Source organism: Chryseobacterium sp. ISL-6 (assembly GCF_018613715.1).
In the GTDB taxonomy this organism is placed as follows: domain Bacteria; phylum Bacteroidota; class Bacteroidia; order Flavobacteriales; family Weeksellaceae; genus Chryseobacterium; species Chryseobacterium paludis.
In genome coordinates, this window is record NZ_JAGGPT010000013.1 from 1 (window position 1) to 18,000 (window position 18,000).

General features: G+C 32.8%; 20 protein-coding genes. 9 read left to right on the plus strand and 11 right to left on the minus strand.

Annotation, left to right across the window (positions count from 1 at the left end):
* The 3 genes from J7E44_RS21565 to J7E44_RS24015 all read right to left on the minus strand — a co-directional run.
* The coding region (locus J7E44_RS21565) for a TolC family protein (RefSeq protein WP_214833584.1) at positions 1 to 493 on the minus strand (493 nt) is incomplete at its 3' end.
* 88 nt (positions 494 to 581) lie between these two features.
* On the minus strand, positions 582 to 1,067 hold the full coding sequence (locus tag J7E44_RS24010; protein WP_251040651.1) for a helix-turn-helix domain-containing protein: 486 nt from the start codon (positions 1,065 to 1,067) through the stop codon (positions 582 to 584).
* Positions 1,068 to 1,082: 15 nt separating this feature from the next.
* Positions 1,083 to 1,427 carry a hypothetical protein gene (locus J7E44_RS24015; RefSeq protein ID WP_251040652.1) on the minus strand — a complete coding sequence of 115 codons (345 nt, stop codon included), beginning with the start codon at positions 1,425 to 1,427 and terminating at the stop codon, positions 1,083 to 1,085.
* Between the two features lie 70 nt (positions 1,428 to 1,497).
* Between J7E44_RS24015 and J7E44_RS21575 the strand changes: the two genes are divergently transcribed.
* Entirely contained in the window at positions 1,498 to 1,971 is a 474-nt protein-coding gene (locus tag J7E44_RS21575; protein WP_214833587.1) for an Mpo1 family 2-hydroxy fatty acid dioxygenase, read from the plus strand.
* On the opposite strand, the gene J7E44_RS21580 is transcribed toward J7E44_RS21575, so the two are convergent.
* Positions 1,968 to 3,035 (minus strand): DUF2891 domain-containing protein, encoded by a 1,068-nt coding sequence (locus J7E44_RS21580; RefSeq protein ID WP_214833590.1) that lies wholly within the window; start codon positions 3,033 to 3,035, stop codon positions 1,968 to 1,970. The genes J7E44_RS21575 and J7E44_RS21580 overlap by 4 nt on opposite strands.
* A gap of 158 nt (positions 3,036 to 3,193) precedes the next feature.
* Between J7E44_RS21580 and J7E44_RS21585 the strand changes: the two genes are divergently transcribed.
* Positions 3,194 to 4,051: a DUF4349 domain-containing protein gene (locus J7E44_RS21585; RefSeq protein WP_214833593.1), complete on the plus strand. Its 858-nt coding sequence runs from the start codon at positions 3,194 to 3,196 to the stop codon at positions 4,049 to 4,051.
* A gap of 50 nt (positions 4,052 to 4,101) precedes the next feature.
* Here the strand turns inward: J7E44_RS21585 and J7E44_RS21590 are convergent, their stop codons facing one another.
* From J7E44_RS21590 to dnaA, 5 genes are all read right to left on the minus strand, one after another.
* Positions 4,102 to 4,479 (minus strand): hypothetical protein, encoded by a 378-nt coding sequence (locus tag J7E44_RS21590; protein WP_214833596.1) that lies wholly within the window; start codon positions 4,477 to 4,479, stop codon positions 4,102 to 4,104.
* A gap of 149 nt (positions 4,480 to 4,628) precedes the next feature.
* A complete protein-coding gene (locus tag J7E44_RS21595) occupies positions 4,629 to 5,327 on the minus strand; it encodes an SAM-dependent methyltransferase (RefSeq protein ID WP_214833598.1) in 699 nt (232 codons plus the stop codon).
* A 4-nt stretch (positions 5,328 to 5,331) separates the two neighbouring features.
* A complete protein-coding gene (locus J7E44_RS21600) occupies positions 5,332 to 5,832 on the minus strand; it encodes a Cif family virulence factor (RefSeq protein WP_214833601.1) in 501 nt (166 codons plus the stop codon).
* 1 nt (position 5,833) lies between these two features.
* Complete coding sequence (locus J7E44_RS21605; protein ID WP_214833604.1) at positions 5,834 to 6,283, minus strand: low molecular weight protein-tyrosine-phosphatase; 450 nt, start codon at positions 6,281 to 6,283, stop codon at positions 5,834 to 5,836.
* Positions 6,284 to 6,388: 105 nt separating this feature from the next.
* Complete coding sequence (dnaA, locus tag J7E44_RS21610; RefSeq protein ID WP_214833607.1) at positions 6,389 to 7,843, minus strand: chromosomal replication initiator protein DnaA; 1,455 nt, start codon at positions 7,841 to 7,843, stop codon at positions 6,389 to 6,391.
* 137 nt (positions 7,844 to 7,980) lie between these two features.
* Between dnaA and J7E44_RS21615 the strand changes: the two genes are divergently transcribed.
* The 5 genes from J7E44_RS21615 (at position 7,981) to J7E44_RS21635 (ending at position 13,305) form a co-directional block, all read left to right on the plus strand.
* Positions 7,981 to 8,394 carry an acyl-CoA thioesterase gene (locus J7E44_RS21615; RefSeq protein WP_214833610.1) on the plus strand — a complete coding sequence of 138 codons (414 nt, stop codon included), beginning with the start codon at positions 7,981 to 7,983 and terminating at the stop codon, positions 8,392 to 8,394.
* A gap of 96 nt (positions 8,395 to 8,490) precedes the next feature.
* A complete protein-coding gene (pheA, locus tag J7E44_RS21620; RefSeq protein WP_214833612.1) occupies positions 8,491 to 9,339 on the plus strand; it encodes a prephenate dehydratase in 849 nt (282 codons plus the stop codon).
* 351 nt (positions 9,340 to 9,690) lie between these two features.
* Positions 9,691 to 10,398 (plus strand): hypothetical protein, encoded by a 708-nt coding sequence (locus J7E44_RS21625; RefSeq protein ID WP_214833615.1) that lies wholly within the window; start codon positions 9,691 to 9,693, stop codon positions 10,396 to 10,398.
* A 120-nt stretch (positions 10,399 to 10,518) separates the two neighbouring features.
* Positions 10,519 to 12,756, plus strand: coding sequence for a DUF2339 domain-containing protein (locus J7E44_RS21630; protein WP_214833618.1), 2,238 nt, complete (start codon positions 10,519 to 10,521; stop codon positions 12,754 to 12,756).
* Positions 12,757 to 12,867: 111 nt separating this feature from the next.
* A complete protein-coding gene (locus J7E44_RS21635) occupies positions 12,868 to 13,305 on the plus strand; it encodes a hypothetical protein (protein WP_214833621.1) in 438 nt (145 codons plus the stop codon).
* Between the two features lie 55 nt (positions 13,306 to 13,360).
* On the opposite strand, the gene J7E44_RS21640 is transcribed toward J7E44_RS21635, so the two are convergent.
* Positions 13,361 to 14,638, minus strand: a complete 1,278-nt coding sequence (locus tag J7E44_RS21640; RefSeq protein ID WP_214833624.1) for a replication-associated recombination protein A — start codon at positions 14,636 to 14,638, stop codon at positions 13,361 to 13,363.
* Positions 14,639 to 14,739: 101 nt separating this feature from the next.
* Between J7E44_RS21640 and yidD the strand changes: the two genes are divergently transcribed.
* Both yidD and lgt read left to right on the plus strand, forming a co-directional pair.
* On the plus strand, positions 14,740 to 14,982 hold the full coding sequence (gene yidD / locus J7E44_RS21645) for a membrane protein insertion efficiency factor YidD (RefSeq protein ID WP_214833626.1): 243 nt from the start codon (positions 14,740 to 14,742) through the stop codon (positions 14,980 to 14,982).
* Positions 14,983 to 15,416: 434 nt separating this feature from the next.
* Complete coding sequence (gene lgt / locus J7E44_RS24020; protein WP_285439801.1) at positions 15,417 to 16,283, plus strand: prolipoprotein diacylglyceryl transferase; 867 nt, start codon at positions 15,417 to 15,419, stop codon at positions 16,281 to 16,283.
* An 83-nt stretch (positions 16,284 to 16,366) separates the two neighbouring features.
* Here the strand turns inward: lgt and J7E44_RS21655 are convergent, their stop codons facing one another.
* On the minus strand, positions 16,367 to 17,884 hold the full coding sequence (locus J7E44_RS21655; protein WP_214833630.1) for an NAD(P)H-hydrate dehydratase: 1,518 nt from the start codon (positions 17,882 to 17,884) through the stop codon (positions 16,367 to 16,369).
* Positions 17,885 to 18,000 lie beyond the last annotated feature (116 nt).

Below are 18,000 nucleotides of genomic sequence, written 5' to 3' on the forward strand. Positions count from 1 at the left end.
TTTTTGCTGACGATTTACAATTACGGATCTTATAAACATCGAGATAATTGGATATCACTAAAAGTTTAACATCCTGCTTATTTTTCTCTAAATCTAATTCAGAAAGTTGCTCACGAAGTCCGGCCAACTCTATAGACTTATTCACCAAACCGCCTTTAAATATCAATTGAGTAGCCTGTACAGCGTATGAGCTACCGTAATGAGGCATCGGAATATTGGTTGAGTTGGAAAAATCTTTATCAATTGCAACCGCATCACCTAAATAAAACTGACTTGTAGAAGCTGTAATATTAGGTAGCTTTTGAAGTTTTGTAATATCAGTCTGCTGCTTCGCAATATTTATATTGTGAGCCGAAACTTTTAATTGCTGATGATTCTGAAGTGCCAGTTCAGCAACTTCATTTGCTGTCATCTGTTTCACCTGCTGTGAAAAAAACAGCGTAGGAAATATCGCTATCAGAATTGATAGTGCTGTTTTTACATTATTTATCATTTTACCTTGTTTTACAAAGGCAAAGTTACGGTGGTAAGTAAATCAAACAAATGCTTGATTTTTGGAAAAAGATGTTCAAATGTAGGATTTAGCTTTCAAACTGATTCCTGTATTGGCTGGGACTTACTTCTAAATGTTTTTTAAAAAAATGGGAAAATGAGTATTGATCACTAAATCCAAGAATACTTGAAATCTCTGAAACCGGCCTTTTAGAGGAATTCAAAAGAACTTTAGCTTCATTAAGTACTATCAGTGCGATTATCTGACTTGCAGACTTTCCGGTAATCGACTTCACGACTGATGAAAGATGTCTGGTTGTAATCGACTGTCGTTCGGCATAAAACTCCACACTTCTATCTTGTTGATGATTTTCTGCAAGATCATTTAAAAAAACAAAAACAATCTCTTCCTGTCTTGACATTTGCCCCATAGAATTGCTGTCCTCCTTAGAAATAATTCCCGCCATCTGATAGCAAAAAACAGAGAACAGATGCTCTACAATTTCCTTTTTGTACATCATTTCAGTATCAGAATCGAGTATATATTTAAGGAAGTTTACGCTTTTCCATACCATTTCCATTTCATCTTCCTAAAAAGGAACCCCTTTGTTCATTTGTTGTCTAAAGTAGCGATAGGCAATTAAGCGATTAAACTTTAATGACAGAGCAGAAATGAATTCTCTTTTGTAGGAAACCATTCTGGATTGAAAATTTTCACTTACTGATACCATTTCATAAACAGTTTGTGGATCTGTCACCATGAACATATTCGGAGTAAGCTCTAAATCACTAAAATGCTGGCGAAGTTTTATTGTTCCACTTTTTATAAAAATAAATGCAGGATTATCCGGACGAAAAGGCTTTTCGGCAGAAATTCTTTCAAAAATATTATGTTGTGTAAAAATTTCAACACCAAATTTTTCTAATGCAGACATATAGCAAATTTATTCAATCTCTTGGACGGTTGCAAAATTTTATTAATTTAGTATGATCCAAATCCACATCATGAGAAAGATAGATCTTTTCTTCGCAGAATATTGTAAGAGCCATAAAAACAAAACCAATAAATTGATCCATTGGATGTGTGTTCCTTTAATTTTCTGGACTATATTAGGTTTTGTTTCTCTTATTCCATCACCACATATGTGCTCTCCTTACTTTGGCTGTATCAGTATTATAAGCATCATTGCTGTAGTTCTGGTTACTGTATTTTACCTGAGATTATCTTTACTGATCAGCTTTATTATGCTTATTATAATGATACTGATGGAACATTTGGTATACACTGTCAATATTCATTTTTGGAAAAGCTCATGGATCATTTATCTTTCAATATTTATCATCACATGGATTTTACGTTTTTTAGGACATAAAATAGAAGGCAAAAAACCTTCATTCGTAAAAGATCTTCAATTCCTTTTAATGGGTCCTATCTGGCTTTTGACGTTTATTTTAAAAAAAACAGGAATAAAATATTAATCTTCTAGTGCATATACTGCAAAGCTTGCAAGCCAGTGATCGCCACCATAATTCCCCTGAAATAACAAAGGCAATCCATTGGCTAAGAATTTATCCGCTGTTTTAGCAAAGTCCTTTTTTAAAGGATTACCATCGGGAAGTGCTTTTGCTATTCCTTTCATACACCATGCTTTTGAAAAAGATAACCCCACTAAATGAATCGTTTGATAATCGGTTAAATCACTGACAACAGGAATCTTTTCAACATTCTCAAGGCTTCTTTTTTCGTAGAAATTATTTAACCATTTTACAAATTCCTTTTGTGGCAGAACACGTCTCATCAGATCAGCAATTTCAAGACTTGGAGAAAAGAAATCCGAGCCATCAGGCTCCAGATAGGCAGGTGTCTTCTCATCAGCTAAATAGAAATATCTGGCTTTTTCTAAAAGTTGATTTTCAAAATCTTTATCTTTACTTGCTCTTGCCCAATCTATGGCAAAAGCCATTGCAAAGGCAGTGTTTGGATGAACACCAGTACGGTTAGGATAGGTTTGTTTTGGCAGAAAGGTTTTCCAGGATTTTAGGATCTGATCAGTTAAAGGTTTTAGATTTTCGTGCCAGATCTTAGCTTTTGGGTGATTCCAGGTCATCAACTCTTCATCTAATTTCAGTAACCACCCCCAACCATATGTTCTTTCAAAAGTAGTTGTCAATTGATATTTTGTAAAGTAATCAGCTTCAGACTGTAAATTTTCTTTTTGAAAAGAACCATCAAGGATCTTTTCGATTTCTTTTGCGTTCGATAGATTGGGTTTTGTCTTTAGTAACCTTACCAACATCCAATGCCCATGAACAGAGCTATGCCAATCGAAACAGCCATAAAAACTTGGATGTAGATTTTTTGGACTTAAAGGTACCTCCGTTTCATTGTTAATGATGTGTGCTGTTTTATTGGGATATTCCTGATTGATACAGTGAAGCGGTTTATCCGCGAGTTTTAATGCGATATCATCCGTTAACTTTGGAATCTCTTGGGCATACAAGAAAAATGGAGCACATATAAATACTAAAAGACTTTTTTTCATTGAATAAAAATAAGAAATAATTTGAATCTTAATAACCCTGACCAGTTCAAATATCAATTTTATAAGCATTAATCTTTAATCCAAATTTTTATTTAAAAAATTAAGTCAATCTGTAATTTTCAAGCATAGTTTTTGATAGGATACATAAAAACTTACTAATGAAAAACCTTATCCTTCCTTTATTTTGCCTACTACTTATACATTGCAGTAAATCTGATGGTGTTGTCCAACATGAGGCCAAAGCTGACCTGATGGAAGTCTTACAGGAAGATAAAAACATTCCTTCTGAAAATGAACCTCCACCTCCACCCTCTCAAGAACAAAAAAGAGAAAACTCTTCCAAAAGATCAGATACTATTTCTAAGAAAATTATTAAAAATGGAGATATGCGCATTCAGGTTGGAGACATTAAAAAATCTCAGGGTCAGGTGAATGAAATCTTAAAGAAAAACAAAGCCTATATTCAGACTGAAAACTTTAGAAACTCAGACGTAGACGAGAATTTAGACCTTACCATACGTCTTCCACATAAAAGTTTTGATGCCCTCATCAATTCTCTTTCGAGTGGTATGGGTTCAGTATTATCAAAAAATATTTCATCGGAAGATGTCACTGAAGAGTATACAGATGTTTCCATAAAATTAGCAAATAAGAAAATTTATCTTGAAAAATACCGTGATCTGCTTAAGGGTGCATCTACTACAAAAGATATGCTTGAGATTCAGGAAAAAATTCGTGGTTTAGAGGATGAAATAGATGTTGCAGAAGGAAAACTTCGTTTTATCGATGACCGGGTAAATTACAGCACATTAAACTTAAGTCTGTATAAAGAGAAGGTAAGAAGCTCAACTACATCACAAATAGGATTTGGAAGTCGTTTTGGAGATTCTATTACTCAAGGATGGAATAGTTTTATAAGTTTCATATTAGGTCTAATCTCATTTTGGCCATTCTTTTTAACGATCCCTTTAATTATATTCTTGTGGAGAAAATGGAAAGGAAGGAGAAAAAAATAAACAAAATCCGAATATGAAATTCATATTCGGATTTTTATTGATTAAAAGGTCTAGGCATTGAAATAATCTTTTACAGTTTCCAATACTTTTTCATCTGACATCTGTTGTGAGGTATCTAAGGTAATTTTCAGATCTCTGAATTGAGCCGTATCATGCAGATAATGTTTTAGCTCCTCCTGAACAATTCCAGGTCCTGTAATATAGACCTCCTGAGAATTGGTCAATAAATGCTCAACTTCTTTGAAAAACTTTACTCTATTGGTTTTTTCAGCATTATTACCAGCATTCTCACTGGAGTTCCCATGCTGTTTCTCAGCTTTTACGGGATTACAAAGAAAAAATTTAAAGGCATTTTGTGCATCATGGTTTTTCACTACGATGGCTTTTTCAGTATCTATCCAGATTCCTGCTAATTTCTTGTCTGACATAATTTAATTTTTTAAAGTTATGCTAGGTCAAACAACAATAATGCAAAGGGTGCGTTAATGCATGTTAAATAATTCTCTTGTCTATTTAACAGAAGAACAACCGTAAAGTTTCTCATGAGATTTATTCGCCTTTCGGCTCGCAATGACAACTATTTTCCTAAAACAAATACAGCGGGAATTTTATGAAGTTCCGGTTTTAATTTTTGCCATTCCTTGATCGTTTTTGTCAGAATGAACTCATGCTCCGGATCATTAATATTAGCTGCAATACAGAGTTTTGTATGAGGAGATAAAAATTTGCACAGATCTTCAAAAAGAGGATTATTCCGATATGGTGTTTCCATAAAAATTTGAGAGTAACCTGTTTTCTGTACAAGACTTTCTAAATGCAGGATCTGTTTCTTTTTTTCTCCTTTTTCAATTGGAAGATATCCATTAAAGGAAAACTCCTGACCGTTAAACCCACTGGAAATTAAAGCCAAAATAATAGAAGATGGTCCAGAAATAGGTAATACCCTAATATTTTTCTCATGACACCATTTTACAACAAGGTTTCCAGGGTCAGCGATACAAGGGAGTCCAGCTTCGGAAAGCAGTCCAAAATCCTGACCTTTAAGCATCAATTCCTGAGCATCTTTTATATCTGCATTCTGAGTATATTTATCCAGTAAAAACAGTTTCAGATCTGACTGCTTTTTATCGGGAGCGAAAAACTTAATAACTTTTCGGGCAGTCTTTTCATTTTCCACAAAAAAGTAATCGGTCTGCATGATATAATCATTCATCACAGGTGAAAAATGACTAAGCGGTGTATTTTCTGATAAATAGGCAGGAAGTAAAAAAAGCATTATATTATTTTTGGGTTCTTTCTTTTAGTGAAGGTTGTGGGTAATATTTTGTTAAGTCCATGGAAAATGAAACTGAAGTAATTTTCCAGATACCTTTGATCTTCATCAGTGTCCAGATCTCTTTTCCCCAATTGCTCATTTTTCCATCATACCAGAAACTATAGTCAAAGTTTGCCGAAGCGATTGATCCATCTTCAATAATTTTAATATGATCAAATTTCTCTTCTGATTTATCATCTTTAAATCCAGCAATAAAAGTCTTATAATTATCAGAGAAATAAGCTTCAGCCTGAGGATTTTTCTCCAGACGTTTTGCTTGAGTTCTGTCCGTATATATTCCAGTCCAAAGTACTGGTTCCTGAAATAGGGAAAGAAACTTTTCTTCATTTCTGTTTTTGATGCATTCCATAAAATCATTCATCACTTTTCGAATGGCAACCTCATCTTTAGTTTGAGCAAAGAATATACTGGAACTTAAAATAAATAGTAGAAAAATATATTTCATATTAACTTAAAATTTGCTTACTTATCATATTACAGGCTTGATCCAAAAGCTGGTATACATCTTCAAAATCATTCATATCACCCCAATATGGATCGGGCACTTCTGCATCTTTATGATTTCCAGCCGCTTCTAAAAATAAAAATATTTTCTGTCTCTGCTCCTCATTTTTAGCTTTAGAAATAACATCTCCATAAATATCAATATCCATGCAATAGATTTTATCAAATTTTTCAAAATCAGCATTTGAAATGGGTCTCGACCTTTGTTTTGAAATATCAATTCCGTGATTCGAAGCTGTTTTTATTGCCCGCTTATCCGGGTGCTCCCCTTCATGCATTGAAATAGTCCCAACGGAATCTACAAAAAAGCTGTCCGGAAGTTTTGTCTTCATAATTCCTTCTGCCAAAGGGCTTCTGCATATATTCCCTAAGCATACCATCAATATTTTCATGTGAATAAATGTATCTGTTTATGAGTAGTAACGTAAGAAACAAAATTAAACAAAAAATGAAGAATAATTCTATCCTTCATTTTTCTTTATATCAAATTAAATTATTTAATGCTTTATTCTTTCAGTAAGTTCCTTTACGTATTTTTTCACTTCTTTATCGATCTTTGAAACATCTTTTATTGTTTCGCACGCATACATTACAGTTGAATGATCTTTGCCTCCCATCTCTTCACCAATTTTAGTAAATGTGGCATTCGTAAATTCTTTAGCAAAATACATAGCTAACTGTCTTGGAAGAGCAATTTCTCTTTTTCTTGTCTTAGAAAGTAGCTGCTCTCTTTTAATACCAAAATAATCGCATACAATCTCCTGAATATAAGGAATATTGATGATTTTTTTCTGATTAGCAGCAATCTTGTTGATCGTATCTTTTAATAATTCTAGACTTAGATCAGATTTATATATTGTGGAATAGGCAATTACTGAGTTGATTACTCCAATAAGTTCTCTTACATTGGTTTTAGCTTCTGCAGCTAAGAAATCAAGCATATCTTCTGTAAGAACAATTCCGTCTCTGCTTAATTTATCAACAATAATTTTTCTTCTGGTATCAAGATCCGGAGATTTGATCTCTGCTGAAAGTCCCCATTTAAAGCGGGAAACAATTCTATCCTGAATATCCATAATATCTACAGGTGCCTTATCAGAAGTCAGAATGATCTGCTTTCCATTTTGATGTAAATAATCAAAAATATGGAAGAAACTATCTTGAGTAGCTGATTTCCCAGAAAGAAACTGAATATCATCGATAATTAAAACATCTACCATTTGGTAAAAGTTTGCAAATTCAGTTTGTTTATGAGCTTTAGCTGCCGATATAAACTGCTGAATAAATTTTTCAGAAGACAGATAAAGTACTACTTTATCCGGAAACTGGCTTTTAACTTCCAAACCTACTGCTTGTCCTAAGTGGGTTTTCCCTACCCCATATCCACCATATAAAAATAATGGATTAAAAGCTGTTGCTCCAGGTCTTTTTGCAATAGATCTTGCTACTGTAGCTGCAAATTTATTACTCTCTCCTTCTACGTAATTATCAAAAGAAAAATCTGATTTCAGATTAGAATCTATATTTACTTTTTTAATTCCGGGTACTACAAAAGGATTAACAATATTGGATGAAAAACCCTGCGGCATTGTTTCCTGCATTTTCGGAGTAGGAACACTCTTTCCTTTCATGTTCATTGTAACGGGTTTTTCTAAACCATTAGGCTTATTTTCCATTACTGAATACCATAATTTAACTCCTTTTCCTATATTTTTCTTCAGGGCAGCAGAAAGTAAAGATAGGTAATTATCTTCTATATATTCCTTGTAAAAATCACTCGGCACCATTAATGTAAGATTGTTGTCAACCAAAGAGATTGGCTGCACTTTATCAAACAGTAAGTCGAAAGACTTTTCAAGTTTTTTCAAATCAGAATTATCTTCAGCTGCGTTAAGATTGTCACGCATAAACTGAAGGCACTTCTGCCATATCATCATTAAATTTTCATCCATATTTATGCCCCGATTAATTCTTTAGTTAGTACTGTGTTTAGAAGGAAGACAAAGGTCTAATTTTTTATTTTCAAAAAAAAATATTGCAGGTATTGATTATTTAAAAATATATTTGTATGTATAATTTGAGACCCAAAATGATACATACAAAACACTCAATACGAGTACGTTACGCCGAAACAGACCCAATGAAATATGTATACTACGGCAACTATGCAGCGTATTTCGAAATTGGCCGAGTTGAGCTATTTCGAGCCATAGGAATATCATATGATGAAATTGAAAATCAAGGAATTTGGTTACCAGTTTCTGATTATAAAATTAAGTATTTAAAACCAGCTTTGTATGATCAAAAATTAGAAATTCATACATATATAAAAAAAATACCTGGAGTAAGAATAGAATTTGATTATGAAATCTATAATGAAGAGGGTATAAAAATCACGGAAGCCTCCACTACTCTGTTTTTTTTAGATTCAAAGACCAATAAAATCATCAAATGCCCAGATTATCTTCTAAAGCTTATTGAAGAAAACTGGAAAACAGAATGATAATATGTTGCATAATTAGGCATGAGATTCTTTATTAAAATAAATAATTTCTTTCCTTTGCTAAACATTAATTTTAGATTTTAATCAAATAGATACATGAAGATTGCATTTCTAGGTCCACACGCGAGCTTTACTCAGCTTGCAACTACACAGCTTTTTCCAAACGAAGATCTTTTACCACAGGCTAATATTTTAGACTGTTTTACTGCAGTAGAAAACGGAGATGTTGATAAAGCTGTAGTTCCTTTGGAAAACTCCATAGAAGGTACAGTTTCTATGACATTGGATTATTTATATAAAACTCCGTCTATAAAAATTGAAGCTGAGGCTGTAATGCCTATAGCCCACCATTTAATGATTCATCCTGATAACAATATTGAAGATATTGAGAGGATTTATTCTCATCCACAGGCTTTAGCACAAAGTTTTCACTTTTTAGATACTCATTATAAAAACGTCCCAAGGCAAGACTTTTCTTCCACTGCGGCGGCGGCTAAATATGTTTCCGAAAATCCAGAAAATAAGATTGCGGCTGTTGCCAATCAGTTTGCGGCTAATCTTTATGGTTTAAAGATCATCAACCGAAATATCCAGGATTTCGAACAGAATCATACCCGCTTCATTGTTATTTCTAAAGAAGGACATTTTTATAAAAATGAAAACCTTGAGATTCTGGGAGAAAAGTCCGGACTCTTAGTTACCCTTCCGGAAGATCATGCAGGAGGTTTACATCAGGTACTCTCTGTATTTGCATGGCGAAAAATGAACCTCAGTAAAATTGAATCAAGAACTTTAAAAACCGGACTTGGAAATTATTTTTTCTACATCAATGTAGCAGGAGAATGGCAACCAATTTTGCATGAAAATGCAATACTAGAGCTGGAATCCATACAAGCAACAGTTGACTTTTTAGGCAATTACAAGGAGTTTCTTTTGGAAAGCTAATTTCACACTTTAATAAAATCATGTAATAATGGCATTATGATGCATTAATGTCACTATTTTAAGCAAAAGTTGTCACAAAATGTGACAGCTTTTTTTTTATGTTAACAAAAAATTATTCAACTAAAAGGGATTTATTAGAATTATTTCATTATCTTTAATCCAAAAATAATTTAAGTATAAACACTCATAGTATAAATACGTAATAATATCTTAAATATAATTTATAAATTGTTAAAAATTTTTGACAAACGATAGATTAATATTATATAATATATAACACGCAGGCATAATTTTTGCTGTATAACAACAAAACTAACTAGAGTCAACCATAACAATTTAAACTTTTATAACATGAAAACTAAAATTTCCACTCTAATTCTATCTTTGATAGCAGTTCAGGCATTTTCACAGGTAGGAATCAACACAACAACACCAGCAGCTACCCTAGACGTAAACGGAGACGTGAAAGTAAGAACGGTTCCGACAACTACGACTATGACCGGGTTTGACGTATTAGTGTACAATACGGCAACTTCTGAAGTTACCCAGGCAAATCCTGCACTAATAGCAGCTGCTTCTAGTACTAACACAACTCTTTATGCAGCAAAGAAAACAGCTGGGATCAGTTTATTAAGCTTAGGATTATTTCCTAGTGGATTCAGAGCTGTAAATTTCCTTACCGCTGAGAGAACAGTTGGTAGTGCTGCATTATTCTCGGATACTGACAACACGTATACAATTCCATCAGATGGGGTTTATGCAATTGGGTTTACATTCCGTTACGGTACCGGATTACAGGCTTCGATATTAGCAAACTCTCCTGGAGTAGGGATCGTAAGAACAAGAGCAGGTGTAGCTACAACAATAGATAGCCGTGCGTTCAGTGGTGCCAACTTAATTTTATTAAGCTTAACAATTTCAGAATCTAGCTTGAACTCACTGTATTCTTTACAAACCGGAGATAAAATTTCATTCGGACTTGTTGGATCATCAGTTCTTGACGTAGGTTTATTAGGATCAAGTGTTGCTTCATTCTACATTTACAAAGTGTCTAATTAAGACTTTTATTTAATTTAATCACTATACACCTTTAATCCATCATATGCAGATATGATGGATTAATTGTTTATAACCAATCATACCAAACATTTATCTATATTTGATTAAACAAATGAAAGTATGGCAGAAAATTTCCTAATTATTATGTGTATTGTATTGGTTATAGTTATTTACAACCAACTGAATAATAAAATACGGAAACTTGAAGACAGGATTTCAGATCTGGAGAAGAATAGCAATACTGAAACAAAAACTTATACAAAAGAAGAACAACAACTTTCTCCACAAATAGCTGCATCTTCGGAAATCCAACAGGAACCGCAATTACTTTCAAACGAAGAAAAAACTGTTCAATCCGAAGTTTTTCCAACAGATAACCAAAAAGACTGGCTTGAACCTATTTTCATTTTTTTCAAACAAAATATCTTAGCTATTATAGGAATTTTCACTCTTGTTCTCGGAATAGGTTATTTTGTAAAATATGCAATTGATAAAAACTGGATCGGCGAAATTGCAAGAGCTGGTATTGGATTTTCTATAGGTTCTGTCATCATTATTACTGGTCATTTTTTAAGAAAAAACTACACCATCTTTTCATCCATTATTCTAGGTGGTGGCATTGCGATCTTATATTTTACGACTACCATAGCATTCCGGGAGTATCATTTGTTTGCTCAAAATACAGCTTTTATAATCACATGCTGTATTACCTTACTCTCCATTATTCTTTCTTATTATTATAAAAGTGAAGTCCTTATTATTTTCTCATTATTCGGAGGGTTTTTAGCTCCATTAATGATAAGTACGGGTCAGAGCAACTATTTGTTTTTATTCACGTACATCTCTGTTTTAAATATTGGAATGCTGATCATTACATTCTTAAAACACTGGAAAAGTGTTGGCGGAATCGCTTTCTTTTTCACTCATCTTTATTTATTATACTGGATTGTAGAAAAGCCTGAAATACTTAGCGTTTATTTCTACCTTATCAGTTATGTGATCTTCTATGCATTTGCATTACTGAATTATATAAAGAAAAATATTCTTTCTTCTCTTGATATTGTATTGCTGGTACTGGTAAATTTCTTTAGTACATTAAGTCTGATCTATATTTTTAATAAGCTCGGATATGAACCTGTAATAATTTTCCCTCTTATTTTTGCTGTTATTAATGGTTTCTTATTATTTAAAGAATACACAAAGAATAACTTTGGAAGTCATTATTCAGTTTTTGCCGGAATCACAGTAAGTCTTATCACAATTGCCGTCGCTTTACAATTTAAAACTCATTTAATTACCAGTATTTGGGCAATTGAGGCTACACTACTTCTTTTCGTATGGAAAAAAATAAAACTCAATATTTTCAAAATATTCTTTTATATCCTTTTTCCATTGGTTATAATCGCTCAGATCATTACATGGTCACAATATTTCACTTTAAAAAATCTTACTTTATTTTTCAACCCTGTTTTTCTTACAAGCTTTATTACCATTATCACAACACTTGCTAATTTAGTTTTACTAAAAAAATTACCAGGAAAAGATTCGTCTGAAAACAACTTCTTCGAAAATGTATTCAAATTATTAAGCTATGCTATTATTTACTTTGCATTGCTATTTGAGCTGATTTATCAAGTATCTGAAAGACCTTTTGTAATAATAGCCAGTTTAGGATTATTATTAAGTCTGTATTACATCATTATTCTATTATTATTAAGTAAGAAGCTGGAAATAAACAAGCTGTTTGATACAGGGTTAATATATATTTTCTTAGTACTTACCGTTATTCATGTTTCATCATGTGGTTCAGAACTGATTATCTCCATTCTATTAAAAGAGTCGTCAATTACCTTTTATGGCATTTACCTCTTATATCTGATTCCTTTTATTTATCTGTATTGGAAACGCTTCCCAACTTTAGATTTTTTAAGAACAAAAATTGCATATTGGTTGGCGGCATGTGCTTTGGTTATCGTTATCAGTTGTGAACTTTATCACCTATATATCTTAGGAAATGCGGTAGATTTTTCAAAACTTTATGAACTTCAAAAACACTTTAGTATTTTATATTTACCGATCATCTGGGCTATTCTCGCAAGTATCTTTATTTATGTTGGACTAAAAAAAGACAATTCCGAATTTAGTAGAATTGGGTTTGTTCTGATAGGTATCATGGTAGTAAAACTCTATGCATATGACGTATGGCAGATGGACAATATCTCCAGGATCATTGCATTTATCTTATTAGGAGTCATTTTATTACTAAGTTCATTTATGTTCCAGAGATTAAAAAATATGATTAAAAATCTTGTTGATAAAAAGGAAGAAACCGATGAAAGTGAAAATTTAGAATCGTAATAAAATTCATTATTTATACATAATTTTTAATTTACACCAATTTCCTTTTCAGATTTTATTAAAAATACTTATATTTAACAAGTTTTTAATAGTTACCTTATTCTATAGATTATGAAAAAAATTCTCTATTCTTTCTTACTATTCTCTTCGGCTTGTCTATTTGGTCAGAAGAACCCTGCTACTAAATTTGCTGTGGCAAATGATATTGTTGGAACAGTAGATATGTTCAATACTAAAAAAGATTTCGTTCAAAGTATGAATCTTTACAAAACTCCAGCTAACTTACCACAGAATCTTAAAAAATTCGGCTATATCGCAGAAAATGGATTAGCAGAAGTTAAGATTAAAAAAGGTTATGAAAATCTGGATAGATTAACGCTTGGAGAGCTTAACACTTTAAACAATCTACCAAAAGAAACTCCTGTAATGATTGAAGGGTATGAATTCACTAATATGGATACACGTGTCTTTGGTGATATTTTAGCAAAAGTTGAAGTAAAGGACTATAATGGTAAAAAATCATTGTTCGTTACAACTACTAAAAAATAAGAACTGATTTTAAAATATAATTAAAAAGGATACTCACCCAAGTATCCTTTTATTTTTAGTATTTATCATTCCATTTTTTCTTAAGCTCTTCATGAATCTTTTTTTCTGTGGCGTTATTTCCGGGTTCATATAACTTCATGTCTTTGATTTCTTCCGGAAGAAAATCCTGCTCTACAAAGCTTCCTTCATAAGAATGGGCATATTTATAATCTTTACCATAATCGAGATCTTTCATAAGTTTCGTAGGTGCATTTCTAAGATGTAGAGGCACAGGAAGGTTTCCTGTTTTTTTAACCAAAGCTAGCGCTTCATTAATAGCCATATAAGTGGAATTACTTTTAGGCGAAACGGCTAGATATACCGCTGTCTCACTCAAAATAATCCTCGATTCCGGATTACCAATTACATTTACTGCCTGAAAACAATTATTGGCAATCACCAATGCATTCGGATTGGCCAGACCAATATCTTCAGCAGCAAGAATTAACATTCTTCTGGCAATAAATTTAATATCCTCACCCCCCGCAATCATTCTTGCTAACCAATATACTGCTCCATTAGGATCTCCACCACGCATAGATTTTATAAAAGCAGAAATAATATCATAATGCTGCTCTCCATTTTTATCATACAGAGCCATAGTCTCCTGCAGAACAGCAAGAACATCTTCATTCAGAATTTCTTTCGTTTCAGAGTTTTTATACTGACCTAAAACCAGTTCTACAGAATTTATAAGCTTTCTTGCATCACCTCCGGAATACTGGATAAATGCTTCTTTTTCTAATATCTTAAATTCGGTTTTCTCTTCCTCATTGTATCTTTCTGATGCAATATCAACAAGCTCTTCCAATTTTTCATAACTCAGAGCCTTTAAAATATAGACCTGACTTCTTGAAAGTAAAGCAGAAACTACTTCGAAACTGGGGTTTTCTGTAGTAGCACCAATTAATACAATCCATCCTTTTTCTACAGCATGCAACAAAGAATCCTGTTGCGATTTATTAAATCGGTGAATTTCATCAATAAATAAAATAGGAGATTTTCCAGAAAACAGATTCTGTTTTTTAGCTTCATCTATCACATCCCTAACATCCTTTACACCTGATGAAACAGCGGAAAGTTTATAAAATTTCCGACCTGATTTTTCAGAAATTATCTCAGCTAATGTTGTTTTTCCTGTTCCCGGCGGTCCCCACAAAATAAGAGAATTCAAAGCATCATTCTCGATCATTTTTTTTATCGTTCCCTTATCTCCGGTAAGATGCTCCTGCCCTAGAACTTCATTTAAAGTTTTAGGTCTTAATTTTTCAGCTAATGGAATATTTTGATTCAAGATACTTTACAATTTTTGTTTGAATGTTTCAGTTTTAAAAGCCTGAAACTTCTAACAAATTTAAACTAATTTTCATTTTTTTACCCTATTTTTGCATTGTTTTGAAATTAACAATCAATAAAATCATTACTTTTCCTTTGGTAATTTTAATTAAATTTTACCAATGGTTTATCTCGCCCTTACTTCCTAAAAACTGCCGTTATGAACCCACATGCTCACATTATATGGTGGAATCATTGCAGGTTCATGGTATTTTTAAAGGTTTCTGGTTAGGTATAAAAAGAATTTCAAAATGTCATCCTTGGGGAGGAAGTGGATATGATCCTGTTCCCCCAAAGAAATAAAAAATTCAATATAAACTATCAAAAAAATAGAAATGAGTAATATTTTTTTCAGAATTTACCTTGTCGCATTTGCATTCATTACCCAATGTCTTTTTGCACAGGAATACCCGGGAGGTCTATCAGACGGAACTTTAAAAGTGAATTCTACCGAAATTCCCGTAAAAATCTATTCAACAACTGAAGTAGTGAATTTAAGCTCTTTTGTTGATCAGCCGATTAGCAATAATGTTCTGGTAATTCTGAATAAATCAAACTTTGAGCCTGCTTATTATGATTCCAGCTCTCTAATTCTGATCAAATATAAGAATGCTAATTATCAATTTTTTGATAAACACTTCAAGCTGATAAATACTGCTATCACTAAGGAAAATATAGAAACTTTAAAATATGCTGTAAAATCAAGCAAACCAATTACAGCTGCTGATCAAGTTGAGCTGAAAACTCCTTTTAAAATATGGGATCCTTCAAATGGAATTCAGTTAGGTCCGATTACACTTCATTTCTATAGTCTGATGTTCATTTTTGCTTTTGGACTTGGCTATATTATAATGGCAAGAATCTTCAAAATTGATAATGTTAATATAAAATATTTAGAACCTCTTTTTACATGGACTTTAATAGGAACTATTCTGGGTGCAAGATTAGGGCACGTTATTTTCTATCAGCCGGAATTATTTAAAGAAGATTTCTGGAGTGTATTTTTACCAATTAGCACTAAAAATGGCTTGAAATTCACGGGTTTTTCAGGATTGGCAAGTCATGGTGCAACTATTGCATTGATCTTTACTACACTTTATTATTCATTTAAAATTATCAAAAAGAATCCATTTTGGGTATATGACAGAATAGGTATTGTGGTTGCTTTAGGGGGTGCCTTTGTAAGAATGGGTAACTTTTTCAATTCAGAGATCGTAGGCAAGCCTGTTGATCCTAACTCACCATTTGCTTTACTTTTCCCACAACAAAGCAGTGAATATGGTATTACAGTTCCGCGTTATCCTACACAGCTATTTGAAGCATTTGGTTACGTTTGCCTGTTCATCTTATTATGGGTTCTGTATAAGAAAACAGATAAAAAATACCAACAAGGATGGTTATTCGGATTGTTCTTTATCATTCTTTGGGCTGTCAGATTCTTTGTAGAATTTTTAAAAGAGCCTCAGGGAGACGAATTTATCCAGATTGGAGGTTTAAATACGGGACAGGTACTTTCTATTCCATTTATGATTGCAGGAGTTGTGATCATGATCATCTCTAAGAAATTTAAAATTACTCCGGAGCAAAATGCTAAACCAGAATAAAATTATTTTCCAATAATATATAAAGCCACAATTAAATTGTGGCTTTTTTTGTAGATCAACTCAAATCAATAGAATACTATAACCTATAATTTACGAGCAATTTTCTTATTAATCCTCTCAAACACATTACCAAATTCATTGATAAGGTCAGTTGGAAGCATTGATTCTTTAGAATATTTTTCAGCCGCATAATCGGCAGCCTTTCCATGTAACCATACCCCAAAAATAGCAGCTTCTTCCTCAGAATATCCTTGTGCCAATAAGGACGTTAGAACTCCTGTCAGAACATCACCACTTCCGCCCTTAGCTAAACCTGCATTTCCGGTAATATTGTAATATACATTTCCTTCCGGAGTAATTATTTGGGCGTTATGATCTTTCAAAACAATATAAATGTGAAATTCATTCGCTTTCTTGCGAGCCAATTCCAACCTTTCAAAAGAATTTTCAGTAGCTCCAAATAGTCTTTCAAATTCTTTCGGATGAGGTGTGATAATTGTATTTTGCGGAATAAGCTTTAAGTTCTTTTTATTTTCTGAAATAATATTCAAGGCATCTGCGTCTAAAACCAACGGCTTAGAATGTTCTTTTAGAAATTGTAAAAAGCTTTTTTGAGTTTCTTCACCTGTACCTATACCAGGACCTATACCACAAAATGAATTTTCATCAATCTCAAAATTATCAATATATTGATCCCCTCCTTTTATAAACATTGCTTCGGGGCATGAAGTCTGCAAAATATTGTATCCACAGTCCGGAGCAAGACTAAAAGTAAGTCCAGCACCTGTTTTCAAAGCAGCTGTTGTTGAAAGTACTGCGGCTCCCATTTTTCCATAACTTCCGGCAACAATAGTTACTTTTCCGTAGGTCCCTTTATGAGAGAACTCAAGCCTAGGTTTAAAGACCCCTTTGATTAGGTCATCATCAATGACAAAATCAGAAGTTTCTGCGGTCGTGATATAATCTTTATTTAAGTCAATATTTAAAACTTCAACTTTTCCTGTAAACTTTCCACTTTCGGGATGTAGAAAACTCTTCTTCCAGAATTGAAAGCTCAATGTGTAATCCGCCTTAAAAACAGAAGAGTTATCATCAGAAATTCCATCAGCAAATAATCCGGAAGGGACATCAATAGAGATTTTAACGGTATTAATTGTATTTAAATAATCAATAAGATCTTTAAATTCACTGTCGAGAACTCTAGATAAACCGGTTCCAAAAAGAGCATCAATGATAAGAGTTTCATGATCGAAACTGTATTGATCAACTTCGTCAAATTTCTTAACTGAAATTCCTGACACCCCTTCTAATCTTTCAAAATTAACCTGGGCATCATCAGAAAATTTTGATTTTGGATTGCTCACAAACACATCTACATCAAAGCCTTCAGTATGCAGTAATCTTGCTATAGCAAACCCATCTCCACCATTATTTCCGTTTCCACAGAAGATCACAAACTTTTTATGACTTTTACAGTGTTCTGATATCCAGTGTGCACATGATTGGGCGGCACGCTCCATTAATTTTATAGATGAAATGTGATCATTCAGTATTGTAAATTGGTCACACTCCCTTATTTGCTCCTTCGTAAATATTTTCATTTCATATTAGTATGCGACTAATTTATAATATTTTTTAATAATGTAAAGGTCATTATCCTACATTCATTTTATTTAAAAAGAATATAAATAAATATCCCACAAAAGCGAAAAAAATA

What these genes read in the sequence shown, in the direction of transcription:
- J7E44_RS21590 (WP_214833596.1), bottom strand. Translation starts at nt 4,479, where the DNA reads ATGTCAGACAAGAAATTAGCAGGAATCTGGATAGATACTGAAAAAGCC.
- J7E44_RS24010 (WP_251040651.1), bottom strand. Translation starts at nt 1,067, where the DNA reads ATGGTATGGAAAAGCGTAAACTTCCTTAAATATATACTCGATTCTGAT.
- J7E44_RS21595 (WP_214833598.1), bottom strand. Translation starts at nt 5,327, where the DNA reads ATGCTTTTTTTACTTCCTGCCTATTTATCAGAAAATACACCGCTTAGT.
- pheA (WP_214833612.1), top strand. Translation starts at nt 8,491, where the DNA reads ATGAAGATTGCATTTCTAGGTCCACACGCGAGCTTTACTCAGCTTGCA.
- J7E44_RS21615 (WP_214833610.1), top strand. Translation starts at nt 7,981, where the DNA reads ATGATACATACAAAACACTCAATACGAGTACGTTACGCCGAAACAGAC.
- J7E44_RS21580 (WP_214833590.1), bottom strand. Translation starts at nt 3,035, where the DNA reads ATGAAAAAAAGTCTTTTAGTATTTATATGTGCTCCATTTTTCTTGTAT.
- J7E44_RS21630 (WP_214833618.1), top strand. Translation starts at nt 10,519, where the DNA reads ATGGCAGAAAATTTCCTAATTATTATGTGTATTGTATTGGTTATAGTT.
- J7E44_RS21605 (WP_214833604.1), bottom strand. Translation starts at nt 6,283, where the DNA reads ATGAAAATATTGATGGTATGCTTAGGGAATATATGCAGAAGCCCTTTG.
- J7E44_RS21625 (WP_214833615.1), top strand. Translation starts at nt 9,691, where the DNA reads ATGAAAACTAAAATTTCCACTCTAATTCTATCTTTGATAGCAGTTCAG.
- J7E44_RS24015 (WP_251040652.1), bottom strand. Translation starts at nt 1,427, where the DNA reads ATGTCTGCATTAGAAAAATTTGGTGTTGAAATTTTTACACAACATAAT.
- J7E44_RS21585 (WP_214833593.1), top strand. Translation starts at nt 3,194, where the DNA reads ATGAAAAACCTTATCCTTCCTTTATTTTGCCTACTACTTATACATTGC.
- J7E44_RS21655 (WP_214833630.1), bottom strand. Translation starts at nt 17,884, where the DNA reads ATGAAAATATTTACGAAGGAGCAAATAAGGGAGTGTGACCAATTTACA.
- J7E44_RS21635 (WP_214833621.1), top strand. Translation starts at nt 12,868, where the DNA reads ATGAAAAAAATTCTCTATTCTTTCTTACTATTCTCTTCGGCTTGTCTA.
- dnaA (WP_214833607.1), bottom strand. Translation starts at nt 7,843, where the DNA reads ATGGATGAAAATTTAATGATGATATGGCAGAAGTGCCTTCAGTTTATG.
- J7E44_RS21575 (WP_214833587.1), top strand. Translation starts at nt 1,498, where the DNA reads ATGAGAAAGATAGATCTTTTCTTCGCAGAATATTGTAAGAGCCATAAA.
- J7E44_RS21600 (WP_214833601.1), bottom strand. Translation starts at nt 5,832, where the DNA reads ATGAAATATATTTTTCTACTATTTATTTTAAGTTCCAGTATATTCTTT.